24 protein-coding genes are annotated in these 17,135 nt (G+C 66.2%); 12 read left to right on the top strand and 12 right to left on the bottom strand.

What is annotated here, in order from left to right; all coding sequences use genetic code 11:
• Positions 1-235: 235 nt before the first annotated feature.
• Positions 236-553 carry a hypothetical protein gene (locus tag ACFFDA_RS19915; RefSeq protein WP_007687917.1) on the top strand — a complete coding sequence of 106 codons (318 nt, stop codon included), beginning with the start codon at positions 236-238 and terminating at the stop codon, positions 551-553.
• Positions 554-751: 198 nt separating this feature from the next.
• Here the strand turns inward: ACFFDA_RS19915 and ACFFDA_RS19920 are convergent, their stop codons facing one another.
• Both ACFFDA_RS19920 and ACFFDA_RS19925 read right to left on the bottom strand, forming a co-directional pair.
• Positions 752-2,044, bottom strand: coding sequence for a DUF3631 domain-containing protein (locus tag ACFFDA_RS19920; RefSeq protein ID WP_404482497.1), 1,293 nt, complete (start codon positions 2,042-2,044; stop codon positions 752-754).
• Entirely contained in the window at positions 2,041-2,220 is a 180-nt protein-coding gene (locus ACFFDA_RS19925; protein WP_404482498.1) for a helix-turn-helix domain-containing protein, read from the bottom strand. Before ACFFDA_RS19925 ends, ACFFDA_RS19920 begins: the two co-directional genes overlap by 4 nt.
• A gap of 748 nt (positions 2,221-2,968) precedes the next feature.
• Between ACFFDA_RS19925 and ACFFDA_RS19930 the strand changes: the two genes are divergently transcribed.
• Positions 2,969-3,388 (top strand): hypothetical protein, encoded by a 420-nt coding sequence (locus ACFFDA_RS19930; RefSeq protein WP_404482499.1) that lies wholly within the window; start codon positions 2,969-2,971, stop codon positions 3,386-3,388.
• A gap of 86 nt (positions 3,389-3,474) precedes the next feature.
• Here the strand turns inward: ACFFDA_RS19930 and ACFFDA_RS19935 are convergent, their stop codons facing one another.
• Complete coding sequence (locus ACFFDA_RS19935) at positions 3,475-4,368, bottom strand: LysR family transcriptional regulator (protein WP_404482500.1); 894 nt, start codon at positions 4,366-4,368, stop codon at positions 3,475-3,477.
• A 45-nt stretch (positions 4,369-4,413) separates the two neighbouring features.
• On the opposite strand from ACFFDA_RS19935, the gene ACFFDA_RS19940 reads away from it, so the two are divergent.
• From ACFFDA_RS19940 to ACFFDA_RS19950, 3 genes are read left to right on the top strand one after another with little or no spacing between them, the layout of a single operon-like run.
• On the top strand, positions 4,414-5,052 hold the full coding sequence (locus ACFFDA_RS19940) for a pyridoxamine 5'-phosphate oxidase family protein (protein ID WP_404482501.1): 639 nt from the start codon (positions 4,414-4,416) through the stop codon (positions 5,050-5,052).
• Positions 5,049-5,459, top strand: a complete 411-nt coding sequence (locus tag ACFFDA_RS19945) for a VOC family protein (protein WP_404482502.1) — start codon at positions 5,049-5,051, stop codon at positions 5,457-5,459. The genes ACFFDA_RS19940 and ACFFDA_RS19945 overlap by 4 nt, the downstream gene beginning before the upstream one ends.
• Positions 5,460-5,488: 29 nt before the next feature.
• On the top strand, positions 5,489-5,953 hold the full coding sequence (locus tag ACFFDA_RS19950; protein ID WP_404482503.1) for a DUF1348 family protein: 465 nt from the start codon (positions 5,489-5,491) through the stop codon (positions 5,951-5,953).
• A gap of 34 nt (positions 5,954-5,987) precedes the next feature.
• Here the strand turns inward: ACFFDA_RS19950 and ACFFDA_RS19955 are convergent, their stop codons facing one another.
• The 9 genes from ACFFDA_RS19955 to ACFFDA_RS19995 all read right to left on the bottom strand — a co-directional run bounded on the left by ACFFDA_RS19955 (position 5,988) and on the right by ACFFDA_RS19995 (position 12,652).
• Positions 5,988-6,425, bottom strand: coding sequence for a hypothetical protein (locus ACFFDA_RS19955; RefSeq protein WP_404482504.1), 438 nt, complete (start codon positions 6,423-6,425; stop codon positions 5,988-5,990).
• 78 nt (positions 6,426-6,503) lie between these two features.
• Entirely contained in the window at positions 6,504-7,250 is a 747-nt protein-coding gene (locus tag ACFFDA_RS19960; RefSeq protein ID WP_404482505.1) for a sigma-70 family RNA polymerase sigma factor, read from the bottom strand.
• Entirely contained in the window at positions 7,247-9,373 is a 2,127-nt protein-coding gene (locus tag ACFFDA_RS19965; RefSeq protein WP_404482798.1) for a flagellar biosynthesis protein FlhA, read from the bottom strand. Before ACFFDA_RS19965 ends, ACFFDA_RS19960 begins: the two co-directional genes overlap by 4 nt.
• 2 nt (positions 9,374-9,375) lie before the next feature.
• Entirely contained in the window at positions 9,376-10,206 is an 831-nt protein-coding gene (locus ACFFDA_RS19970) for a lytic transglycosylase domain-containing protein (protein WP_404482799.1), read from the bottom strand.
• A 134-nt stretch (positions 10,207-10,340) separates the two neighbouring features.
• The gene (locus tag ACFFDA_RS19975; RefSeq protein ID WP_404482506.1) at positions 10,341-10,667 is read right to left on the bottom strand and encodes a flagellar protein FlgN; all 327 of its coding nucleotides are present in this window, start codon (positions 10,665-10,667) and stop codon (positions 10,341-10,343) included.
• Complete coding sequence (locus ACFFDA_RS19980) at positions 10,668-10,964, bottom strand: flagellar biosynthesis anti-sigma factor FlgM (protein WP_404482507.1); 297 nt, start codon at positions 10,962-10,964, stop codon at positions 10,668-10,670.
• Between the two features lie 96 nt (positions 10,965-11,060).
• Positions 11,061-11,552: a flagella basal body P-ring formation protein FlgA gene (locus ACFFDA_RS19985; protein WP_404482508.1), complete on the bottom strand. Its 492-nt coding sequence runs from the start codon at positions 11,550-11,552 to the stop codon at positions 11,061-11,063.
• 33 nt (positions 11,553-11,585) lie between these two features.
• Positions 11,586-12,008, bottom strand: a complete 423-nt coding sequence (locus ACFFDA_RS19990; RefSeq protein ID WP_404482509.1) for a hypothetical protein — start codon at positions 12,006-12,008, stop codon at positions 11,586-11,588.
• Positions 12,005-12,652 (bottom strand): MotA/TolQ/ExbB proton channel family protein, encoded by a 648-nt coding sequence (locus ACFFDA_RS19995; protein WP_404482510.1) that lies wholly within the window; start codon positions 12,650-12,652, stop codon positions 12,005-12,007. The genes ACFFDA_RS19990 and ACFFDA_RS19995 overlap by 4 nt, the downstream gene beginning before the upstream one ends.
• A 209-nt stretch (positions 12,653-12,861) precedes the next feature.
• Here ACFFDA_RS19995 and flgB point away from each other — a divergent pair, with 209 nt between their 5' ends.
• The 7 genes from flgB to ACFFDA_RS20030 all read left to right on the top strand — a co-directional run bounded on the left by flgB (position 12,862) and on the right by ACFFDA_RS20030 (position 17,132).
• Entirely contained in the window at positions 12,862-13,209 is a 348-nt protein-coding gene (gene flgB / locus ACFFDA_RS20000; RefSeq protein ID WP_404482511.1) for a flagellar basal body rod protein FlgB, read from the top strand.
• Positions 13,206-13,616: a flagellar basal body rod protein FlgC gene (flgC, locus tag ACFFDA_RS20005; RefSeq protein ID WP_404482801.1), complete on the top strand. Its 411-nt coding sequence runs from the start codon at positions 13,206-13,208 to the stop codon at positions 13,614-13,616. The genes flgB and flgC overlap by 4 nt, the downstream gene beginning before the upstream one ends.
• Positions 13,613-13,918, top strand: coding sequence for a flagellar hook assembly protein FlgD (locus ACFFDA_RS20010; protein ID WP_404482512.1), 306 nt, complete (start codon positions 13,613-13,615; stop codon positions 13,916-13,918). The genes flgC and ACFFDA_RS20010 overlap by 4 nt, the downstream gene beginning before the upstream one ends.
• Positions 13,919-13,941: 23 nt before the next feature.
• Positions 13,942-14,751, top strand: coding sequence for a flagellar hook-basal body protein (locus ACFFDA_RS20015; protein WP_404482513.1), 810 nt, complete (start codon positions 13,942-13,944; stop codon positions 14,749-14,751).
• Positions 14,752-14,884: 133 nt separating this feature from the next.
• Positions 14,885-15,625 (top strand): flagellar basal body rod protein FlgF, encoded by a 741-nt coding sequence (locus ACFFDA_RS20020; protein WP_404482514.1) that lies wholly within the window; start codon positions 14,885-14,887, stop codon positions 15,623-15,625.
• A 26-nt stretch (positions 15,626-15,651) separates the two neighbouring features.
• The gene (gene flgG, locus ACFFDA_RS20025) at positions 15,652-16,440 is read left to right on the top strand and encodes a flagellar basal-body rod protein FlgG (RefSeq protein ID WP_404482515.1); all 789 of its coding nucleotides are present in this window, start codon (positions 15,652-15,654) and stop codon (positions 16,438-16,440) included.
• Positions 16,440-17,132: a flagellar basal body L-ring protein FlgH gene (locus ACFFDA_RS20030; RefSeq protein WP_404482516.1), complete on the top strand. Its 693-nt coding sequence runs from the start codon at positions 16,440-16,442 to the stop codon at positions 17,130-17,132. Before flgG ends, ACFFDA_RS20030 begins: the two co-directional genes overlap by 1 nt.
• Positions 17,133-17,135 lie beyond the last annotated feature (3 nt).

A 17,135-nucleotide genomic window follows, 5' to 3' on the forward strand; every position in this document is an offset into this window, starting at 1 on the left:
GTCGATTCCGTTTCGGCTTTCCGCCGCTTGCGGCTTCTCGTTGCGAAGCCACGCGAGTCTTATGGAAATTTTCGTCGTTACTTCTGACGGCAGGGGTGTCACCGTGAGGCACCCCCAATATACAGATACCCCCCCCGGTGTCCGGGAATACAGGAATACGGGGGTGCCCCCCCCTTATACGGGTGCTCCGCACTGGTCTGGATGATTTTATCCGGCTCAATGGAGGATTCACCTCATGGCTACCACCCGCATGACTTTCGGTGCTGTTCTTGGCACCATTACCGACACCGCTGGCATGGTCAGCAAGACCGTCACCACCGTTAGCGGTGGTATCGACATGGCCAGCCGCTTCGTGGAATCTGCGGCGACCGACCAGCGTGACCGCCATGCGATCCATCGCAAGACCTTCCGCGACACTCTGTTGCGAGAAGCCCGCATCGACGTGGCCCGTTCAAACCGTGAGGTTCTGGACTTCTGTGCCGACTCCGAGGCCAATGCCACGCTCTATGCTCAGGCTATCGAATATCTCCCCGACAGCATTTTCGGGGAGTGAAGTGCCGGACCCAGCCCTTTGGGGCGGGTCCGCTCTGAACGTCAGATAGGCATCAGAGGTCATTGAATGTTTTCATTCTTGTTCCGCGATCCAACTCGGATTTATCGGAAAGGGTGGCAGAGGTCATTCCCCTGCCACCCTTCTTCCGAGGTGTCACAGGCGTAACACCTGTAACATATGCTGGAGATCAGACGATTTTCAGCATTCCGGTTTCGTGACGGCTTCCTCGTCAGTGACAGGTGTGACACTTGTTACGTCAGATTTAATGGGCGAGGGATGACGCTCCCACGCATCCCGGAAGTCTTCGCGTCTATAGCCCCGCACCATCGAGCCAGTCGATCCGTTTGGCCGGATCGGTCTCGGCTGAATGTCATACTCCGCCAGCATTTCCGCCAAGGCACGAGGCTCCAGCCCTTTGCGTCCGAAGCTGCCCCATGGGGCTTCCTCATCCGCCGACAGCACATCAACCAGTTCGCGAGAAGAGATCAGGTCTTTGACCCCGAAGGCTTCTCGTATGCCTGTAAGCAACTGGACACCCAGCGAAGGCTTGTTGTTCGCTTTCGCCGTCTTCACTGCCGAGATTGCCGCCTGTCGCGCCCGATCAGGCCACAGTCCTCCGGCTAGGTCGGCGACGACTATCAACGGTCCCCATACATCCTCATCCCGGTCAGCGATACTGTCGGGTAGGGTCGGCCAGAACTGGGCCGCCCCTTCACGAACCTGATCGGCCCATGCAGCGAGTTCAGCGCGAAGAGCTTCCCCGAGCTTGCCATGAACACGTTGGCGATACCGCTCGGCTTTCTGGTTCGGCAAGGGCTTCCGCATCTTTACGACAACGGAGCGGGTCAGGATCGTGTCGGGAAGAATGTTTCCGATCCCGGCCATGGCCATCGCCGCGAATGCACTCATTTTGACTGGCTGCCACTGGTTGTTCACCAGTTCAGTGCGCATGATGAAGCCATTCGTGCCGTGACCGGCGTTGATTAGACAGCGCAGGTCTTCGTCGCCCTTGGCCTTCGGTCCATACTTCGTGTCGATTTCGTCGATGAAGTATGTCGGTCGCCCTTCGGGATCATCCAAGGCTCGAACGAGGCTGGCCGTGGTCGCGCTGGATGCCTCCAGAGCCAGCGGACACATCAACGCGGTAAGCCGCATCGCCAGCGACTTGCCGCTGCCCGGCTCCGCTGACAGGAATGCGAGGCGCGGCGTTGTTTCCCATGCACTCATTAGGTGCGTGTGAGCGGCCCAGAGTGCCATCGCAGTACCTGCGTCCTCCGATGGTAGGATTACGAAACGCCGCATAAATGCCAAGACTCGATCCAGCAGTTCAGCTCCGTCGCTGATGGCAGCATCAGTCGGCGGCGTTTCGTCTGGCGGCAGTTGGATATCTACGGTATCAAGAGTTGCCGGGCTGACCGCTTTGGCATCTTCTGGGCCGGTTGCTGTCTCCACAACAGTACCGGCCCTTTCATCGTCAAGTGTATCGCTCATGCGGCACCTCCAGTGGCGCGCTCGATCAGCGCCTTGATGCTATCGATCTTGACCAGCCGCCGCGTGCCAATCTGCATCGAGGCCAGATCGCCCTTCGAGAGCATGTCGTAAATCTTGGTTCGACCGATGCCGAGCATCTGCGCGGCCTCATTTACTGAGCAAAGCATACAATTCATGGGAATAATTCCTCGACGTTAAGCCCGATCTACTGCGGACGCCCGAGGTATTCAGCGAATCATATCTGCAATCAAGAGAGCACCAGTTAGCTTAATGTTTGATCCGTAAGGCGAAATCTGAGGAACCTATAGGATCAATATTTTGCGTTTCCGGCACAATGCCCACATGGAGCAAGGCTTTTGAAGCGATTTTTGATTTTCGCCGACTATATCTGACCTAAAGGATAAAAAAATTCACAGAGGCTGTGGAAAAACTGATCCATGGCTCCTCTGTCGGAACCGATCGGCGCATTCCGTCGTACGACTCGCAGCACGTATGCGTGTCTGGCTCAGCCCATGTCTGACGGGGCATCATCAATACGCCCGCAAGACTGCCCACCCGCTACAGCGCTATATGAGAAGCGCGCGTGCGGGCAGTCTCGCTACCGGCAGCGGGTGAAATGTAGAGACACTTTGAGAAAGTGTGGGGGATAATGTGGGGGATGATTTTTCATATATAATAAAATGTAATATTATCAATTATATATTGGAACAATACGGTTCCCTCCCGCCCGCCATTCACCCATCCCTCAGTGTTCATAGACAACCGCCGAAAGGCGCTGTTTTCTGCGGTTATGTTTGGGGGGAACCGACATGGGCAAGCTTACCGCCAACGAAGTCAAAGCCGTGCTGGCGAAGCCGGCACCTCTGGTGACGGTGATGGCCTCTTCCTGAAAGTGAGACGACGGAACCGGAGCCAACTCCGCCATTGGCAATGGGCCCGACAATCTGCTGCGCGGCGAACTCGATTTCCGGCGGTCTGGACGATGATGCGCTTTACGGTGGCCTAGGCGCCGATGTTCTGAGCGGGGGCGCCGGCGCGGACGGGTTCTACTTCGACACCGTGACGGGTCCCGGAAACATCGACACGATCTCCGACTTCTCCGTTCTCGACGATACCATCTTCCTGGACGATGCCAGCTTTGGGGGATTGGCGGTGGGCACCCTGTCCGTATCGGCTTTCGCCGTTGGAGCCGCAGCAGCCGACCCGGCCACGCGGGTTCTCTACAACGGCACCATGGGCGACCTGTTCTTCGATGCCGACGGGTCAGGTTCCGGCGCCACGGTTCAGTTCGCTGCTCTATCGCCAGGTTTGGCACTTACGAACGCGGACATCGTCATCTACTGATTCAGGAGCAAACGGAGCCACAGGGCACATTCAGCGGTTCATCGACCACCCCCGCCTCGACACGTCGCCGGCTCGCCTGGGCATCGTCAGTTCCAGCGATCTTCCTTGGCCCGCTCGCGCATCGCCTCGATGAAGACGCGCACAGCGGGCATCGCCGCGCGGCCGGGGTCGTAGAGCAGGCTAACGGGCATCGGTGCCGGGGCGTGATCCTCCAGGACTTGCACGAGGCTTCCGCTCGCTAGCGACGCGCTGGCCTGGTAGCTCAACATGTTGGCCACCCCCAGCCCCGCCACGGCGGCGTCCAAGGTCGCCTCGATGGTGTTGACGGTGAGGCGAGGCGCGACCTCGACGATCCTGGTGCCCTTCGCGCCGAACGGCCATGTGCCACCGACCCGCACGCCGCTGCCGACGATACAGCGGTGATGGACCAGGTCGGCCGGATCGAGGGGCGTCCCATGCTCGGCAAGATAGGCAGGGCTCGCCACGATGGTCTGCCGCACCGACCCGATGTTCACCACCCGCAGCGTGCTGTCCGACAGCGCGCCGATCCGCACGGCGACGTCGATGCCTTCCTCGACGATGCGGACATTGCGGTCGAGCAACATCATGCGCGCGCTCAACCTTGCGTGGCTCGCGAGCAGGGTGTCGATGACGGGTAATACGTGCAGGCGCCCGAACATCACCGGTGCAGTGACGTAAAGCTGGCCGCGCGGCACCGAGCGACCGCCCATCACGATCTGTTCAGCCTCGCGCAAATCCGCCAGTATCCGCCGCGCGCGCTCGATGAAGGCAGTCCCCTCGTCCGTCAGCGACACCGCGCGGGTCGATCGATGGAACAGCGTGACGCCCAGATGCCGTTCCAGCGCCGCGACGGCGCGGGTGACGGCGGGAGGGGAGATGTCCAGCGCCCGCGCCGCTGCGGCGAAACCGCGCCGATCGGCGACGGCGACGAAGGCCGCCAGGGTTTCGAACCGATCCATTATTCCTCAAAATGAAATAGTGAACCTCAATCATCGCGAATTATCATGGCGAAAGCAACGCGCTACCTCCTGGCCATGGCACAGACATTTCTTCACACCCTGTTCGGCCCCGGTTCCCGCGCATTGCAGGCGGCTGCCGGATCGCGCGGCTCCTACGCCCGGATGGAGGCAGGCGCGGGTCCCGCAGACATCCTTACCGACCGCGAACTGGATTTCATCGCGGCCCGGGACAGTTTCTACATGGCGAGCGTGTCCGAGGACGGCTGGCCCTATGTCCAGCATCGCGGCGGCCCGACAGGCTTCCTGCGCCCGATCGCGGGCAATCGCCTGGGCTTTGCGGACTATCGGGGTAACCGGCAGTATCTCTCGACCGCGCACATCGCCGCCGACGACCGCGTCTCGCTGTTCCTGATGGACTATCCGAACCGCCGGCGCCTCAAGCTGATCGGCCATGCCCGTTCCAGCGAGGACCCGGCGGACATCGCGGCGCTGATGCCGCCCGACTATCTCGCCGAACCGGAACGCGCGTTCGTGATCGACGTGATCGGGTTCGACTGGAACTGCCCGCAGCACATCACGCCGCGCTTCACCGAAGCGGAAGTCCGCCGCGGAACCCAGCCCCTCATCGATGAAATCGGCAGATTGCGGGCCCGTATCGAGCAACTGGAAGGAGAACGATCATGACCGGCAAACTCACGCAGGGCATCCACCACGTCGGCCTCACCGTTCCCGACCTCGAGCAGGCGCGCGCGTTCTTCTGCGGGACCCTTGGCTTCGACGAGGTGGGGGGCGTACCCGACTATCCCTCCATCTTCGTGTCAGACGGCGCGATCCTGCTGACCCTGTGGCGCGCGGCCGACCCGCTGACGGCCCGGGCCTTAGACCGGCGCGCAAACATCGGACTGCACCCCCTGTCGCTTTCGGTCGCCGACGATGCGGCGCTGGAGCAAGCCTGGGAGAGCGTGACCGCGCATCCGGAGGTGGTCGTCGATGCCGCGCCCGGCCCAATCCGCGCCGGTTCGACGACCCGCCACTTCCTCGTCTTCATCCCGGGCGGTATCCGGCTTGAATTCACCACGCCGTTCGCCTGACCCTCACCCATCCGAAAGGCCCCCTTGGCATGTCGCGACCACCCCTTCCCCCTTTTACCACAGACACCGCGCTCCAGAAGGTCCGTGCCGCCGAGGATGGCTGGAACGGCCGCGATCCGGCGCGTGTCGCCCTGGCCTATACCGAGGACAGCTTGTGGCGGAATCGCGCCGAATTCCTGCAGGGCCGCGACGCCATCGTCGCCTTCCTTACCGACAAGTGGCAGCGCGAGCACGAATATCGGCTCATCAAGGGATTGTGGGCCCACGACCGCAATCGGATCGCGGTGCGCTTCGCCTATGAATGGCATGACGATGCCGGGGCGTGGCATCGCTCCTACGGCAACGAGAACTGGGAATTCGCCGCCGATGGCCTGATGGCCCGCAGGATCGCGAGCATCAACGACCTGCCTATCGGGCAGGATGAACGACTGTTCCACTGGCCGCTCGGGCCGCGACCCGACGGTCACCCCGGGCTGGACGAACTCGGCCTGTAATCCCGCACAGTGCCGGTCTTCCGGGGAGCGGGCGTCAGCGCCCCTTCCACTGTGGTGCGCGTTTCTGCGCGAATGCCAGCGGTCGCTCGGCGTGGTTCTCGGACGCCAGCATCGTCTCCATCGCGGGATAGGACCAATGATCGATCGACGCCTGGTCCAAAGGCGTGGGCAGGCCGTGTACGGCGGCCTCCTTGGTGGTGCACCCCGGCATCGGGCGGGCGTCCGGTAGCTGTGCCGCCCAGCGCCGTGCCGTGTCCATAATGTCGCCTTCGCTGACCTCGTTGACGAAGCCCGGCGCAGAAGGCCTTTTCTCCGGCGCCGGCAACGATGGCGACCCACCGTTCATCGCCCTGCGCGAATGCCTCGAAAGCTGCCGCCAGCCACGTTGCGCTCCTTCGTTCAGGGCATTGCTGGCTTCGGGGCGGTCGATGGTGAGGATCGTGAGCGGCCCCTCGCGGTCCACGGCGACCAACGCGTCGCTCAGGCAAGGAACACGATCGGCTCGCCCTCAAAAGATGCACCTTCAACCTCGCGCGGCAAGCATGGGCTCTCAAAGCACGTCGACGACGCCCTGCAGGCCGCTGCGCAACTTGTCGATCGCCTGCGCCTTCAACTGGTGCACGCGCGGCACGGAAACCTGGAGCACCTCGGCGATCTCGGCGAGGTTGAGTTCCTCGACGAAGTAGAGCTGGACGATCAGCTTGAGGCGGTCGGGCAGGCCGGTGATCGCCGCGATGACGGCGCCGCGCGTTTCCTCGTCCGCCAGCATCGCGAAGCTGTCGGGGGTCTCGGTCGCGAAGGCCATGTTCTGGTCTGAATAGACCTCGTCGATAGAATCGAAGCGCAGCGGCTGGCTGGCGTTGCGCAGGGTGGCCAGTTCGCTTTCGTCGATGCCCATCGCCCGCGCCAGCTCGTGCGGCAGCGGATCACGGCCTAGCGTGCCGCGCAGGGCGGTTTCCTTCTCGGCGAGGTGGCGACGCCGCTCGTTCGCCCCGCGCGACATCGGCACGGTGCGCCGGATCATGTCCACCATCGCCCCGCGCACGCGCATCTTGGCGTAGGCGGCAAAGCCGTCCTCGGTGGGACCTGCATGCTTCTGCGCACACTCGGTCAGCGCGACGAGACCGGCCTGGACGAGGTCCTCCAGCTCGATGCCCGGCCGGCCGGTGCCGTGGACGTGCCAGGCCTGGCGGCGGACCATCGGCAGGAAGCGGCGGACGCGGTCGGCGACATCGCCGGCATAGGCGCGGCGCGCGGCGGGGAACGGGTTGGAAGTCGAAAGGGACATCTGGTTCATGCAGCCATGCTTTCGGCAGTGTCGGGTGCGGGCAGGCCGCGAGGCTCGAGAGGCGCGGGCGCGGCGGCGCCGATGACGTCGACGACCTCGATCGGCTGGGTCGCCGGGAGTTCGGAGATCGAGAGGACCAGGCAGGCCGGCGTGCGCAGCCGCAGCAGCGCGGCCAGCGCCCGGCGGGCACGCGGCTGGACCACCAGCGTCAGGGGGATCGCGTGGGGCCCGCGCGACTCGGCTACGGCGGCGATGCGTTCCCCGATCATGCGCGCAAGGTCGGGCTCGATGACCGGCTGGCCGGTGGCGGGATCGACCATGCCCTGAACGATCGCCGCCTCCAGCCCGGCGTCGAGCGTGACCACCGGCAGCCGCTGCGTCGGCGGGCAGATGCGCCCGACGATCAGTGCGCCGAGGTCTGCGCGGACCAGTTCGACGAGCCGGTCGTGGTCGGCGGTCTGCTGCACGGCGCGCGAGAGGCTGGCGAAGATCGGCACCAGGTGCGCGATCGGGATGTGGTCCTCCAGCAGCGCGCGCAGCAGCCGGGTGATGGCAGCGAGGCTCAACGGCGCAGGGTACACGGTCTCGACGAGGCCGGCCGAATGCTCCTTGAGCGCATCGATCAGCGCGCGCACCTGATCGGGGCCAAGCAGGTCCTGCGGGCGTGCGGACAGCAACTGGTTGAGATGGGTGGCGATCACCGTGCCGGGGTCCACGGTCAGGAAGCCCTCGGCGGTGGCATGGTCGCGCGCGGCGGGATCGACCCACAGTGCCGGGCAGCCGAAGCTGGGGTCGAAGCAGGCCTCGCCGCGCAGGGCGTGATTGAGATTCGCCTCGCCCGCGTCGATGGCGAGGACCTTGTCGGCGCGGATCGCGGCGCCGCCCAGGTTCACCCCGCCAAGCACGATGCGATACTCGTGCGGCGGCATGTCGAGCGCGTCGCGCACGCGGAACTGCGGGACGATGAAGCCGAACGACTGGCTAAGCTGCTTGCGCACGCCGGTGACGCGCGTGACCAGCGGCGAGCCACGCCGTTCGTCGACCAGTTGGACAAGGCCATACCCCAGTTCGATGGTGACGAGGGTGTGGTCCGAGACATCGTCCAGCTCGATCCTCGAGGGGTCGACCGGCAGCGCCGGCTCCTCGACCACGATGGAGGCGATCAGCGCCCGCTCCGCGCGCTTGCGCAAGGAGTGCCACAGCCACGCCGCCAGCGCGGCGGCGGGCAGGAAGATCGTCTGCGGCATCGCCGGGATCATGCCGATGGCACCAAGCACCACGGCGACGGGCAACCAGGTGCCGGGGGCGGCGAACTGGTTGCCGATCTGCCCGGCCAGGTCGCGGCTGTCGGAGACGCGAGTGACGATGGCGGCGGCGGCGATCGAGAGCAGCAGCGAGGGCACTTGCGCCACCAGCGCATCGCCGATGGCCAGGGTGATATAGGTCTGCGCGGCCTGCGCGGCGGTCAGCCCGTGCGAGATCATGCCGAGGCAGAAACCGGCGACGATGTTGACGCCCAGGATCAGCAGCGCCGCGATCGCGTCGCCCTTCACGAACTTGGAGGAGCCGTCCATCGAGCCGTAGAAATCGGCCTCGGTGGCGACTTCCCGGCGGCGAGCCTTGGCCTCGTCGGCGGTCATCAACCCGGCGGCGAGGTCGGCGTCGATCGCCATCTGCTTGCCCGGCAAGGCATCGAGAGTGAAACGGGCGGAGACTTCCGAGACGCGCCCTGCACCCTTGGTCACGACCACCATGTTGATGATGACGAGAATCAGGAACACGAAGATGCCGACCGCGAAGTTGCCGCCGATGAGGAAGGCGCCGAAGGCCTCGATCACCTTGCCCGCCGCGGCCTCGCCCTCGTGCCCGTGGACCAGCACGACGCGGGTGGAGGCGACGTTGAGCGAGAGGCGCAGCAACGTCGCGAACAGCAGGACCGAAGGGAAGGCGGAAAAGTCGAGCGGCTTGGTCGCGTTCATCGCCGCCATCAGCACCGCGACGGAGAGCGCGATGTTGAGCACGAAGGCGACGTCGAGGACGAAGGCCGGGACCGGCACGATCATCAGGACGATGAGCACCATGATCCCGGCCGGCAGCGCGATGGCGCCAGGATTGCGGATCCGCGAGAACATGCTCACAGGCCCAGTTTCGCAAGCTTGGAATAGGCCTCGCGCACATGTCCGGAGGCGGCGCCACCGGACGCGCCGAAGGTGGCCTGCAGGGTATCGGCCATGGAGCGCGGGGCGGTTGCCGCCGTCGCGGGAAGACTGGCGTGGAACTCGCGGGCGATCGGGCCGGAGGGCTGGTAGTTCGCGATCTCCAGCCCGGCTGTTTCGTAGGCGATGGTTGGCCCGATGCCCGGATTGCCGTAGTCGACCGCGGGGCCGGGAGAGAACTCGCCCTCCATGGCGCCGGCGACCTTGTCGCGCATCAATGCCATCACCTGTCCGACCGAACGGGGCACGCCGCTGGCAAAGAAGATCGAACGGTTGGCGGCAGCGGCTTTCGGCAGGATCGCCGCCGCGCTCTGGCCGGGGTCGTCGGCCAGCGCCTCGAGGAACTGGCCGGCGCCGGCCGAACCGAGGAAATGGGCAAGGTAGAGTTCGGACGCATCCGGCTCGCGGCCGAGGCGGGCCGTGAGGTCGGCGCGGTTGTCGGCGGCAAGTTCCCCCGCCATCAGCGCCGAGGCCTGCGGATCGTAGCGCAGGCCCATGACCTGCGCGCGCGTCGCGGCGTCGAGGTTGCCGCCCTGGATCGCGTCGCTGGCCCAGCCCATGCCGTGCTCGGCGCCATGGCGGCCGAGCGTCGAGAGCCAGGTGCCGGAAGTGAACTGGTAGAGCCCCGCCGCGCTGGAGGTGGCGGCGCGGGCGGTCGGATCGAGGCTCGATTCCAGCTTGGCCTGGGCCATGAGGTACCGGAAATCGACGCCGGTGGCTTCGGCGGCCTGCGCGATGGCGGCACGCACTTGCGTCCCTCCCGCAGCTCCCGCGCCGGCGATCGCCCTCCCGAAGACTTGTCCGTCGCTCAATGGAAACTCCCGGCAAATGGTGCGAGAGCGTTTCAGCAAGAGGCGTGCCAGACGCGACGACGCAAGAACCCCTACCGCCCCGCCATCGCATAGCCCGGCGGTATCCGGTACAGTTGCGGGCTCCCGGTCAGCGCATTCAACCGCCGCGTGACGTTGGCGGCGATGATGTTGCGGACCTGCCGGTTCACCTCGTTCTGCCGCCGCGCGGCATCCAGCATCGAGCGGCATTCCTCGTCGAGATGGATCGCGCCCAGCGTATCGAGCGCGCCGCACAGGCGGTCCTTGTCGAAAGTCGTCCCGACGATCGCGTCGAGGTCGAGACCGGCAAGGGCCTGCCGCTCCTCCTCGAGAACGGCAAGCATCTGCCGCAGGGCATCGCGAAGTTGGGACTCTGACATTTAGTGTGCGCTCCTCAGCAACATGCCGGCCGCGATCATGGCGTCGGCGATCTTCGCGGGGACGACCGGGTAGGTGCCCGATTCCACCGCCTTGCGGATCAGCGCCACGCGATCGGTGTCGATCGGGGCGGCGCCGGGATCCAGGGCCTGGGTCGTCTCCACGGCCGGGGCCGCCGAGACGGGATTGCTCGTCTGCACTTTCGCCACCGGGCCGGCGACGCTGGCTTCGCTTACCCGTGGCAGCCGGGCGTCTACGGCGCCGATGCGCGGGGCTGAACCCACTTCGATTGGTGGCATTGTGCCGCTCCTTGAGATGTCCTGAGCTGCAGAACGGCAAGGCGGCGGCAGGTTAAAGGGGATGGGCGGCAGGTTTCTGCCTGGACGGTCCGAAGCTCACGGCAGCGGAACCGAGACCAGCCCCGGCCGCTCGATCCGCGCGCGCATCACGTCGGCACGGGCGATCTTGCCCGGGGCCGCCACCGGGCGCACCCTGATCCAGCCACCGACGGGTCCGGACTCCATCGCCTCTCCGGGCTGCGAGACGGTAAACCCCTCGCCCGAGACGGCGATCGACACGGCATCGCCGCGCGTCACTGCGGCGGGGTCACCCTGCCCGGTCCCGCCGCTGCGGACCGGCACGAACAGCCGCCAGCCCGAGGGATCGGCGCACTGGACGACGACGCTGTCCTGGGCCTGCGTGCGCCACGAGAGCGCCAGGGCGCTACGGCAGGGCTGCAGGCGCAGCCGCCGGTCGACCGGGGTCGCCGCGCCGCCCAGCTCGCCCGCCGACGCGCCGGTGAAGCGCGCCACCTGGCGGTCGATGGCGTCGAGATCGGCAAACGGCGCCGTGGCGACGGCGGCGAGGAGAAACAGGCTGGCGGACATCGGCTAACTTTCGGCAAGGACATTTCCGCGCCTCTACAGCAAGTCCCGTGCCACTTGATCCGGGGTATCGTAGGCCAGCGCCACGCGCGCCGGCCCGGCCCCGGGCTCGACCACCAGTCGCGCCGAGCGCCCCGCCGTCCCCGCCTCGCCCAGCAGTCGCGCCGCCTCGCGCAATGCGGCCTCGCGGGCACCGGGCGCCTCGCCGTAGCGAGCGGTGATGGTGAGCTGCTGGCGCGGATCGCCGGCCTGCTGCGCGAGCCAGGCGCCGAGCGACGGGGCACCGGGACCGGCCTCGTAGACCGCCAGCGGTTCCGACCGGGGCGATTCGTGCACTACGGCAGGCGGCGCTGGCTTGGCGGGCGGCTGGCGCTGCAAGGCCGTGGCGCTCAGCATGAAGAGGATCAGCGAAAGGTCGGCAAGCGAAGTCTGCCAGCCGAAGTTCGACTTACCTTTCATCGTACGCGGACCCCATGGGCGCCCGGCAAAGCGCCGGCGACCTGCGTCTCCAGCCAGTCGAGCACGCGCTGGCGCTCGCGCTCCTCCTCGGCGGCGCGGCGTGCGATCATGCGGGCGAGCGGGGCGAACAGGAGGTTGCCCAGCAGCAGGCCATAGAGCGTGGTCAGCACCGCCATCGAGATCGCCGCCGTGAAGTCCCCCGCCGCGCCCGGATCGGCCGGAAGCCGGGTGAGCGAGACCAGCGTGCCGGCGAGCCCGAACACCGGCGACAGCTCGGCGGCCTGCTCGAACACCCGCACGGCGCGGCGGCTATGGTCCACCCGGCGGCGCTTGTGAGCGACGTGGGCGCCGTGCAGCGCGTCCAGCGAGCGGGTGCCGATCAGCGCATCGGTGAGGTCGTCGAACTCGGCATCGCCGAAGTGATGGGGTTCGGCGCGGATGACCCCGTCCTGCTGCATTTCCTGGACCGGGACGGCAAGTTCGGCCCGGGCCCGCGCGGCGCTGAAGCGGGGGTGCAGCAACCGTCCCACGGCGGCGAACGCCATGCGGGTATCCCATACCCCGCTGCGCAGCACCGTGGCGACGCACGTCCCACCCACCACGATCGCGGCGCTGGTGGGGTCGAACAAGGTATGGGCGATCATCGGCAGGTTCTCCGTTCGAGAAGGAGAACGGCGGGGCCGGGCCCGTTTCAGGCGGAGGCGTGCATTTGCCGCCAACCGGCAAAGGTTTGCCGCCCCCCGCTGGCAAGGCTTGCGCCGCCATGGGCATGCGCCCCCGGAAATCGGCACTGCAACCGATTGGCACGCGTCTTGCGAAGCACCAGGCACATCAGTCCGGGACACCCCAATCAATGACGCAGGACCTGTTCGGAATACATGGCAAGGCACTGGAGCTGCGGTCGCAGCGCATGGGCGTGCTCGCCTCCAACATCGCCAATGCCGGCACCCCCGGCTACAAGGCGCGCGACATCGACTTCGGTGCCGCGATCAAGGCCGCCGATGCCGGCGCCAGCGTCGACAAGGCGGCCAGCGCCGCCACGCTCTACCGCGTGCCGGTGATGCCCTCGCTCGACGGCAACACGGTCGAGCTGCAGAACGAACAGCTCGCCTTCTCCGAGAACGCGGTCGGCTATTCGACCACGCTCGAATTCATTCGCGGGCGGGTCGACACCGTCAAGCGCGCGCTGCGGGGAGACTGAGCTTGGCCAATCCCCTGAACCTGTTCGGCGTCGCCCAGCGCGGGATGTCCGCGCAACTCGTGCGGATGAACGCGGCGGCCTCCAACCTCGCCAACGCGGGCTCCGTCTCGGGCACCGAGGAAGGCGCATACAAGCCGATCCGCGCCGTGTTCTCCGAAGACCTCGACCGCGCCAGCGGCCTGTCCACCGTCGCCGTCTCGGGCGTGATGCGCGAGAAGGCCGCGGCGGTCCGCCAACACGATCCCGATCACCCCCTCGCCGACGCAAACGGCGACGTGTGGTCCGCTCCCGTCGATGAGAACGCCGAGATGGTCGAGATGCTCGAAGCCTCGCGCCAGTACCAGAACATGGTCGAGGCCCTGTCCACCGCCAAGCAACTGATGCTCGAAACGATGAGGATGAAATGACCGTCACAGCCGTAACCAACACGACGACGGCCTCCCCCGTCGCCAACAAGACCTCCATGGCCTCGCTCGGCCAGGGCGATTTCCTGAAGCTGATGACCACCCAGATGCAGCAGCAGGACCCGTTCGACCCCGTCGACCAGAAGGAGATGCTGGCGCAGATGGCCCAGTTCTCCTCGCTCGCCGGCACCACCGAGATGGGCGAGACGCTCAAGACCATCTCGGCCCAGCTCGACACCCTGGCCGAGGCGCAGAAATCCACCGCCGACGCGGTGGCCGCCCTCGCCGCCGCCCAGACCGCCTGACCTTATCCTTCGGAGAACCTGAAATGTCCTATTACACCTCGCTCACCGGCCTCAAGAACGCCCAGACCGAACTCAACGTCGTGGCGCACAACATCGCGAATGCCGAGACCACCGGCTTCAAGAAAAGCTCGACCGCGTTTGCCGACATCGTCTCGTCCTCGGTCATCACCGATCCGGCGCTGACCGTCGGAATCGGTTCGCGCGTCAGCAAGATCAGCCAGGAATTCTCGCTCGGCGCGATCGAACAAACCGGCTCGGCGCTCGACCTCGCGCTCGACGGGGAAGGTTTCTTCACCACCGTCTCGCCGGTTTCGGGACAGACCGAGTATACCCGCAACGGCTCGTTCACCGTGGACGGCAACGGCTTCATCAAGAACGCCTCGAACGCGCGGCTGCAGGTGTTCCCGATCGTCAACGGCGCGGTCAGCACCGCCTCGCGCCAGGACGTGCAGATTCCCACCGTCAACGCCAGCGGGTCGCCCTATTCGAGCGTGACGATCAGCCAGGACGGCCACGTCACCGCCACGTACGACGACGGTTCGAACTCTGACCTCGGCGTCGTCGCGGTCGCCAACTTCATCGCGCCCGACGGGCTCAAGCAGATGGGCGCCTCGACGTGGACCGCCACTGGCAAGTCGGGCGCCGCGACCTACGGCCAGCCGGGCACCGGCACGCTGGGCGGGTTGATGTCGGGGTCGCTGGAGCGCTCGAACGTCGATATCGCCGAGGAACTGGTCGAGCTGATCAGCGCGCAGCGGTACTTCCAGGCCAATGCCAAGGCGATCGATACCGCCACGCAGATCTCGCAGACCGTCATCAACTTGCGCAACTGATGAGCGTCGTAGTCCCCGCGAAAGCGGGGACCGCTGAAATGCGACGTCGCAGTGGCCCGCGTCGCGCCGTCGCCTCAAGAGTATCCCACGGTCCCGGGTCGAGCCCGGGACGACGGGGGCAAAGGACCCGCCGATGGACCGCCTGATCTACACTGCCGTCTCGGGCATGAACGCCTCGCTCAACCGCGAGCGGGTCATCGCCAGCAACATGGCCAATGCCCAGACGGTCGGCTTCAAGGCGGAAATCCTGCAGGCGACGCCGATGACGCTGGAGGGGCCGCAACTGGAAACGCGGACGCTCTCCAGCACCGAAGTCACCGGCGCCTCGATGAAGGCGGGCGGGCTCAACCGCACCAATCAGCCGCTCGACATCGCCATGCAGGGCGATGCGATGCTGGCGGTGCAGGCGATGGACGGCCAGGAGAGCTACACGCGGCGCGGTGATCTTTCGATCACCCTGACCGGCGTGCTGCAGAACGGCGACGGGCTGCCGGTGGTGGGCCAGTCCGGCCCGGTCACAATTCCGCCCGGCTCCAAAGTCTCGATCGCGCCGGACGGCGGCGTCCTGGTGCAGGACCCGGAGACTCCCGACGCGGCCCCGCAGGTGCTGGACAAGCTCAAGCTGGTCAGCACCGCGGGCACCCGGATCGCCAAGGACATCGCCGGCCAGTTTCGCGTGCCGAACGGCGGAATCCTGCCGGTAGACGAGAATGCTCAGGTGATTCCCGGAGCCCTCGAGCAGTCCAACGTAAACCCTTCCGAAGTATTGGTGGAGATGGTCGCGGCGCAGCGCCTCTTCGATATGCGCACCAAGCTGGTCCAGACCGCCGGCCAGCTCGACGAAGCCGGCGCGCGCCTGATGCGCATCGATTGACAGTCACAGCCCAGAGGATCCAGATCATGCCCAGTTCCGCACTGCAGGTCGCCCGCACCGGGCTCGAGGCCCAGGACACGCGCATGCGCGTGATCGCCAACAACCTTGCCAACGTCTCGACTACCGCGTTCAAGCGCGACCGCGCCAACTTCGCCACGCTCGCCTATCAGGACGCGCGGGTCGCCGGCGCCCAGTCGTCGACCGAGACCGCCTATGCCACCGGGCTGAACCTGGGCACCGGCGTCGCCGTGCAGTCGACCACGCGCATGGAGACGCAAGGGTCACTGCAGACCACCGGCAACGCGCTCGACATGGCGCTCGATGGCGATGGCTATTTTCAGATCCAGCTTCCCGGCGGCCAGCTCGGCTACACCCGTGCGGGCAATTTCAGCCGCACGGCGGAAGGCCAGCTCGTGACCTCGCAGGGCTATCCGCTGCAACCGGCGATCACCATCCCCGAAGGCGCGACCTCGATCACCGTTTCGGACGACGGCACCGTCTCGGCGCAGCTTGCCGGGCAGTCGGAGCCGAGCCAGCTCGGGCAGATCACCGTGGCCAGCTTCACCAACCCGGTGGCGCTGCAGGCGGCCAGCGACAACTTCATGCTGGAGACCGCCGGCAGCGGCCCGGCGCAGATCGGCGTCGCCGGCGAGCAGGGCCGCGGCCATGTGCGCCAGGGGATGCTGGAAGCCTCGAACGTCAACGTCGTCGAGGAACTGGTCGACATGATCGAGACGCAGCGCGCCTACGAGATCAACTCGAAGATGATCTCGGCGGTCGACGAAATGCTGCGCAACGCCAACCAGACGCTGTGATGAAAGCGCGTGCCAAGATACTCCCCCTCCCCATGTTGGGGAGGATCGGGTTGGCGCTGGCCCTCACCGCCACGCCGGCACTGGCGAAGAAGGCCCCGAAGCCCTCGGGCTTCGAGGCCACGCTGCCCCCGGCCCTGCCTGCGGCGCCGGTGCCGATCACCGGCGGCATCTTCTCGGTCGCGACCGGCTATGCGCCGCTCTACACCGGCACCCGCGCCGCGCGGGTGGGCGATCCGCTGACGATACTGCTGGTCGAGAGCACCACCGCCTCCAAGGCGGTCAGTTCCAAGAGCGGCAAGAGCGGCAGCGCCTCGATCACGCCGCCGACCTCCGGGCTGCTGTCGTTCCTCAACCCCAATGCGCTCAAGGCCGGGTCGAACGCCTCGTTCAACGGCCAGGGCAATGCAGCGCAGACATCCGCGCTGGACGCGACGCTGTCGGTCACCATCGCCGAAGTGCGTGCCAACGGCACCGCGCTGGTCAAGGGCGAGAAGCGGATGCTGCTGAGCCAGGGCGACGAATGGGTCCGCTTCTCCGGCATCGTGCGCCTCGCCGACATCGACGCGGAAAACCAGATCGCCTCCTCGCGCGTGGCCGATGCCTCGATCGAATATACCGGCAAGGGCGCCTTGCAGAGCGCGAGCAAGCAGGGCTGGCTGGGGCGATTCTTCAACAAGATATCGCCGTTCTGATGA

Origin of the sequence: Novosphingobium sp. BL-52-GroH, assembly GCF_044813085.1 — a bacterium.
Classification (GTDB): domain Bacteria; phylum Pseudomonadota; class Alphaproteobacteria; order Sphingomonadales; family Sphingomonadaceae; genus Novosphingobium.

Bases quoted from the DNA above. Each gene is read 5' to 3' on its own strand.
- ACFFDA_RS19915 (WP_007687917.1), top strand. From the start codon at position 236: ATGGCTACCACCCGCATGACTTTCGGTGCTGTTCTTGGCACCATTACC.
- ACFFDA_RS19920 (WP_404482497.1), bottom strand. From the start codon at position 2,044: ATGAGCGATACACTTGACGATGAAAGGGCCGGTACTGTTGTGGAGACA.
- ACFFDA_RS19925 (WP_404482498.1), bottom strand. From the start codon at position 2,220: ATGAATTGTATGCTTTGCTCAGTAAATGAGGCCGCGCAGATGCTCGGC.
- ACFFDA_RS19935 (WP_404482500.1), bottom strand. From the start codon at position 4,368: ATGGATCGGTTCGAAACCCTGGCGGCCTTCGTCGCCGTCGCCGATCGG.
- ACFFDA_RS19940 (WP_404482501.1), top strand. From the start codon at position 4,414: ATGGCGAAAGCAACGCGCTACCTCCTGGCCATGGCACAGACATTTCTT.
- ACFFDA_RS19945 (WP_404482502.1), top strand. From the start codon at position 5,049: ATGACCGGCAAACTCACGCAGGGCATCCACCACGTCGGCCTCACCGTT.
- ACFFDA_RS19950 (WP_404482503.1), top strand. From the start codon at position 5,489: ATGTCGCGACCACCCCTTCCCCCTTTTACCACAGACACCGCGCTCCAG.
- ACFFDA_RS19960 (WP_404482505.1), bottom strand. From the start codon at position 7,250: ATGAACCAGATGTCCCTTTCGACTTCCAACCCGTTCCCCGCCGCGCGC.
- ACFFDA_RS19965 (WP_404482798.1), bottom strand. From the start codon at position 9,373: ATGTTCTCGCGGATCCGCAATCCTGGCGCCATCGCGCTGCCGGCCGGG.
- ACFFDA_RS19975 (WP_404482506.1), bottom strand. From the start codon at position 10,667: ATGTCAGAGTCCCAACTTCGCGATGCCCTGCGGCAGATGCTTGCCGTT.
- ACFFDA_RS19980 (WP_404482507.1), bottom strand. From the start codon at position 10,964: ATGCCACCAATCGAAGTGGGTTCAGCCCCGCGCATCGGCGCCGTAGAC.
- ACFFDA_RS19985 (WP_404482508.1), bottom strand. From the start codon at position 11,552: ATGTCCGCCAGCCTGTTTCTCCTCGCCGCCGTCGCCACGGCGCCGTTT.
- ACFFDA_RS19990 (WP_404482509.1), bottom strand. From the start codon at position 12,008: ATGAAAGGTAAGTCGAACTTCGGCTGGCAGACTTCGCTTGCCGACCTT.
- ACFFDA_RS19995 (WP_404482510.1), bottom strand. From the start codon at position 12,652: ATGATCGCCCATACCTTGTTCGACCCCACCAGCGCCGCGATCGTGGTG.
- flgB (WP_404482511.1), top strand. From the start codon at position 12,862: ATGACGCAGGACCTGTTCGGAATACATGGCAAGGCACTGGAGCTGCGG.
- ACFFDA_RS20010 (WP_404482512.1), top strand. From the start codon at position 13,613: ATGACCGTCACAGCCGTAACCAACACGACGACGGCCTCCCCCGTCGCC.
- ACFFDA_RS20015 (WP_404482513.1), top strand. From the start codon at position 13,942: ATGTCCTATTACACCTCGCTCACCGGCCTCAAGAACGCCCAGACCGAA.
- ACFFDA_RS20020 (WP_404482514.1), top strand. From the start codon at position 14,885: ATGGACCGCCTGATCTACACTGCCGTCTCGGGCATGAACGCCTCGCTC.
- flgG (WP_404482515.1), top strand. From the start codon at position 15,652: ATGCCCAGTTCCGCACTGCAGGTCGCCCGCACCGGGCTCGAGGCCCAG.
- ACFFDA_RS20030 (WP_404482516.1), top strand. From the start codon at position 16,440: ATGAAAGCGCGTGCCAAGATACTCCCCCTCCCCATGTTGGGGAGGATC.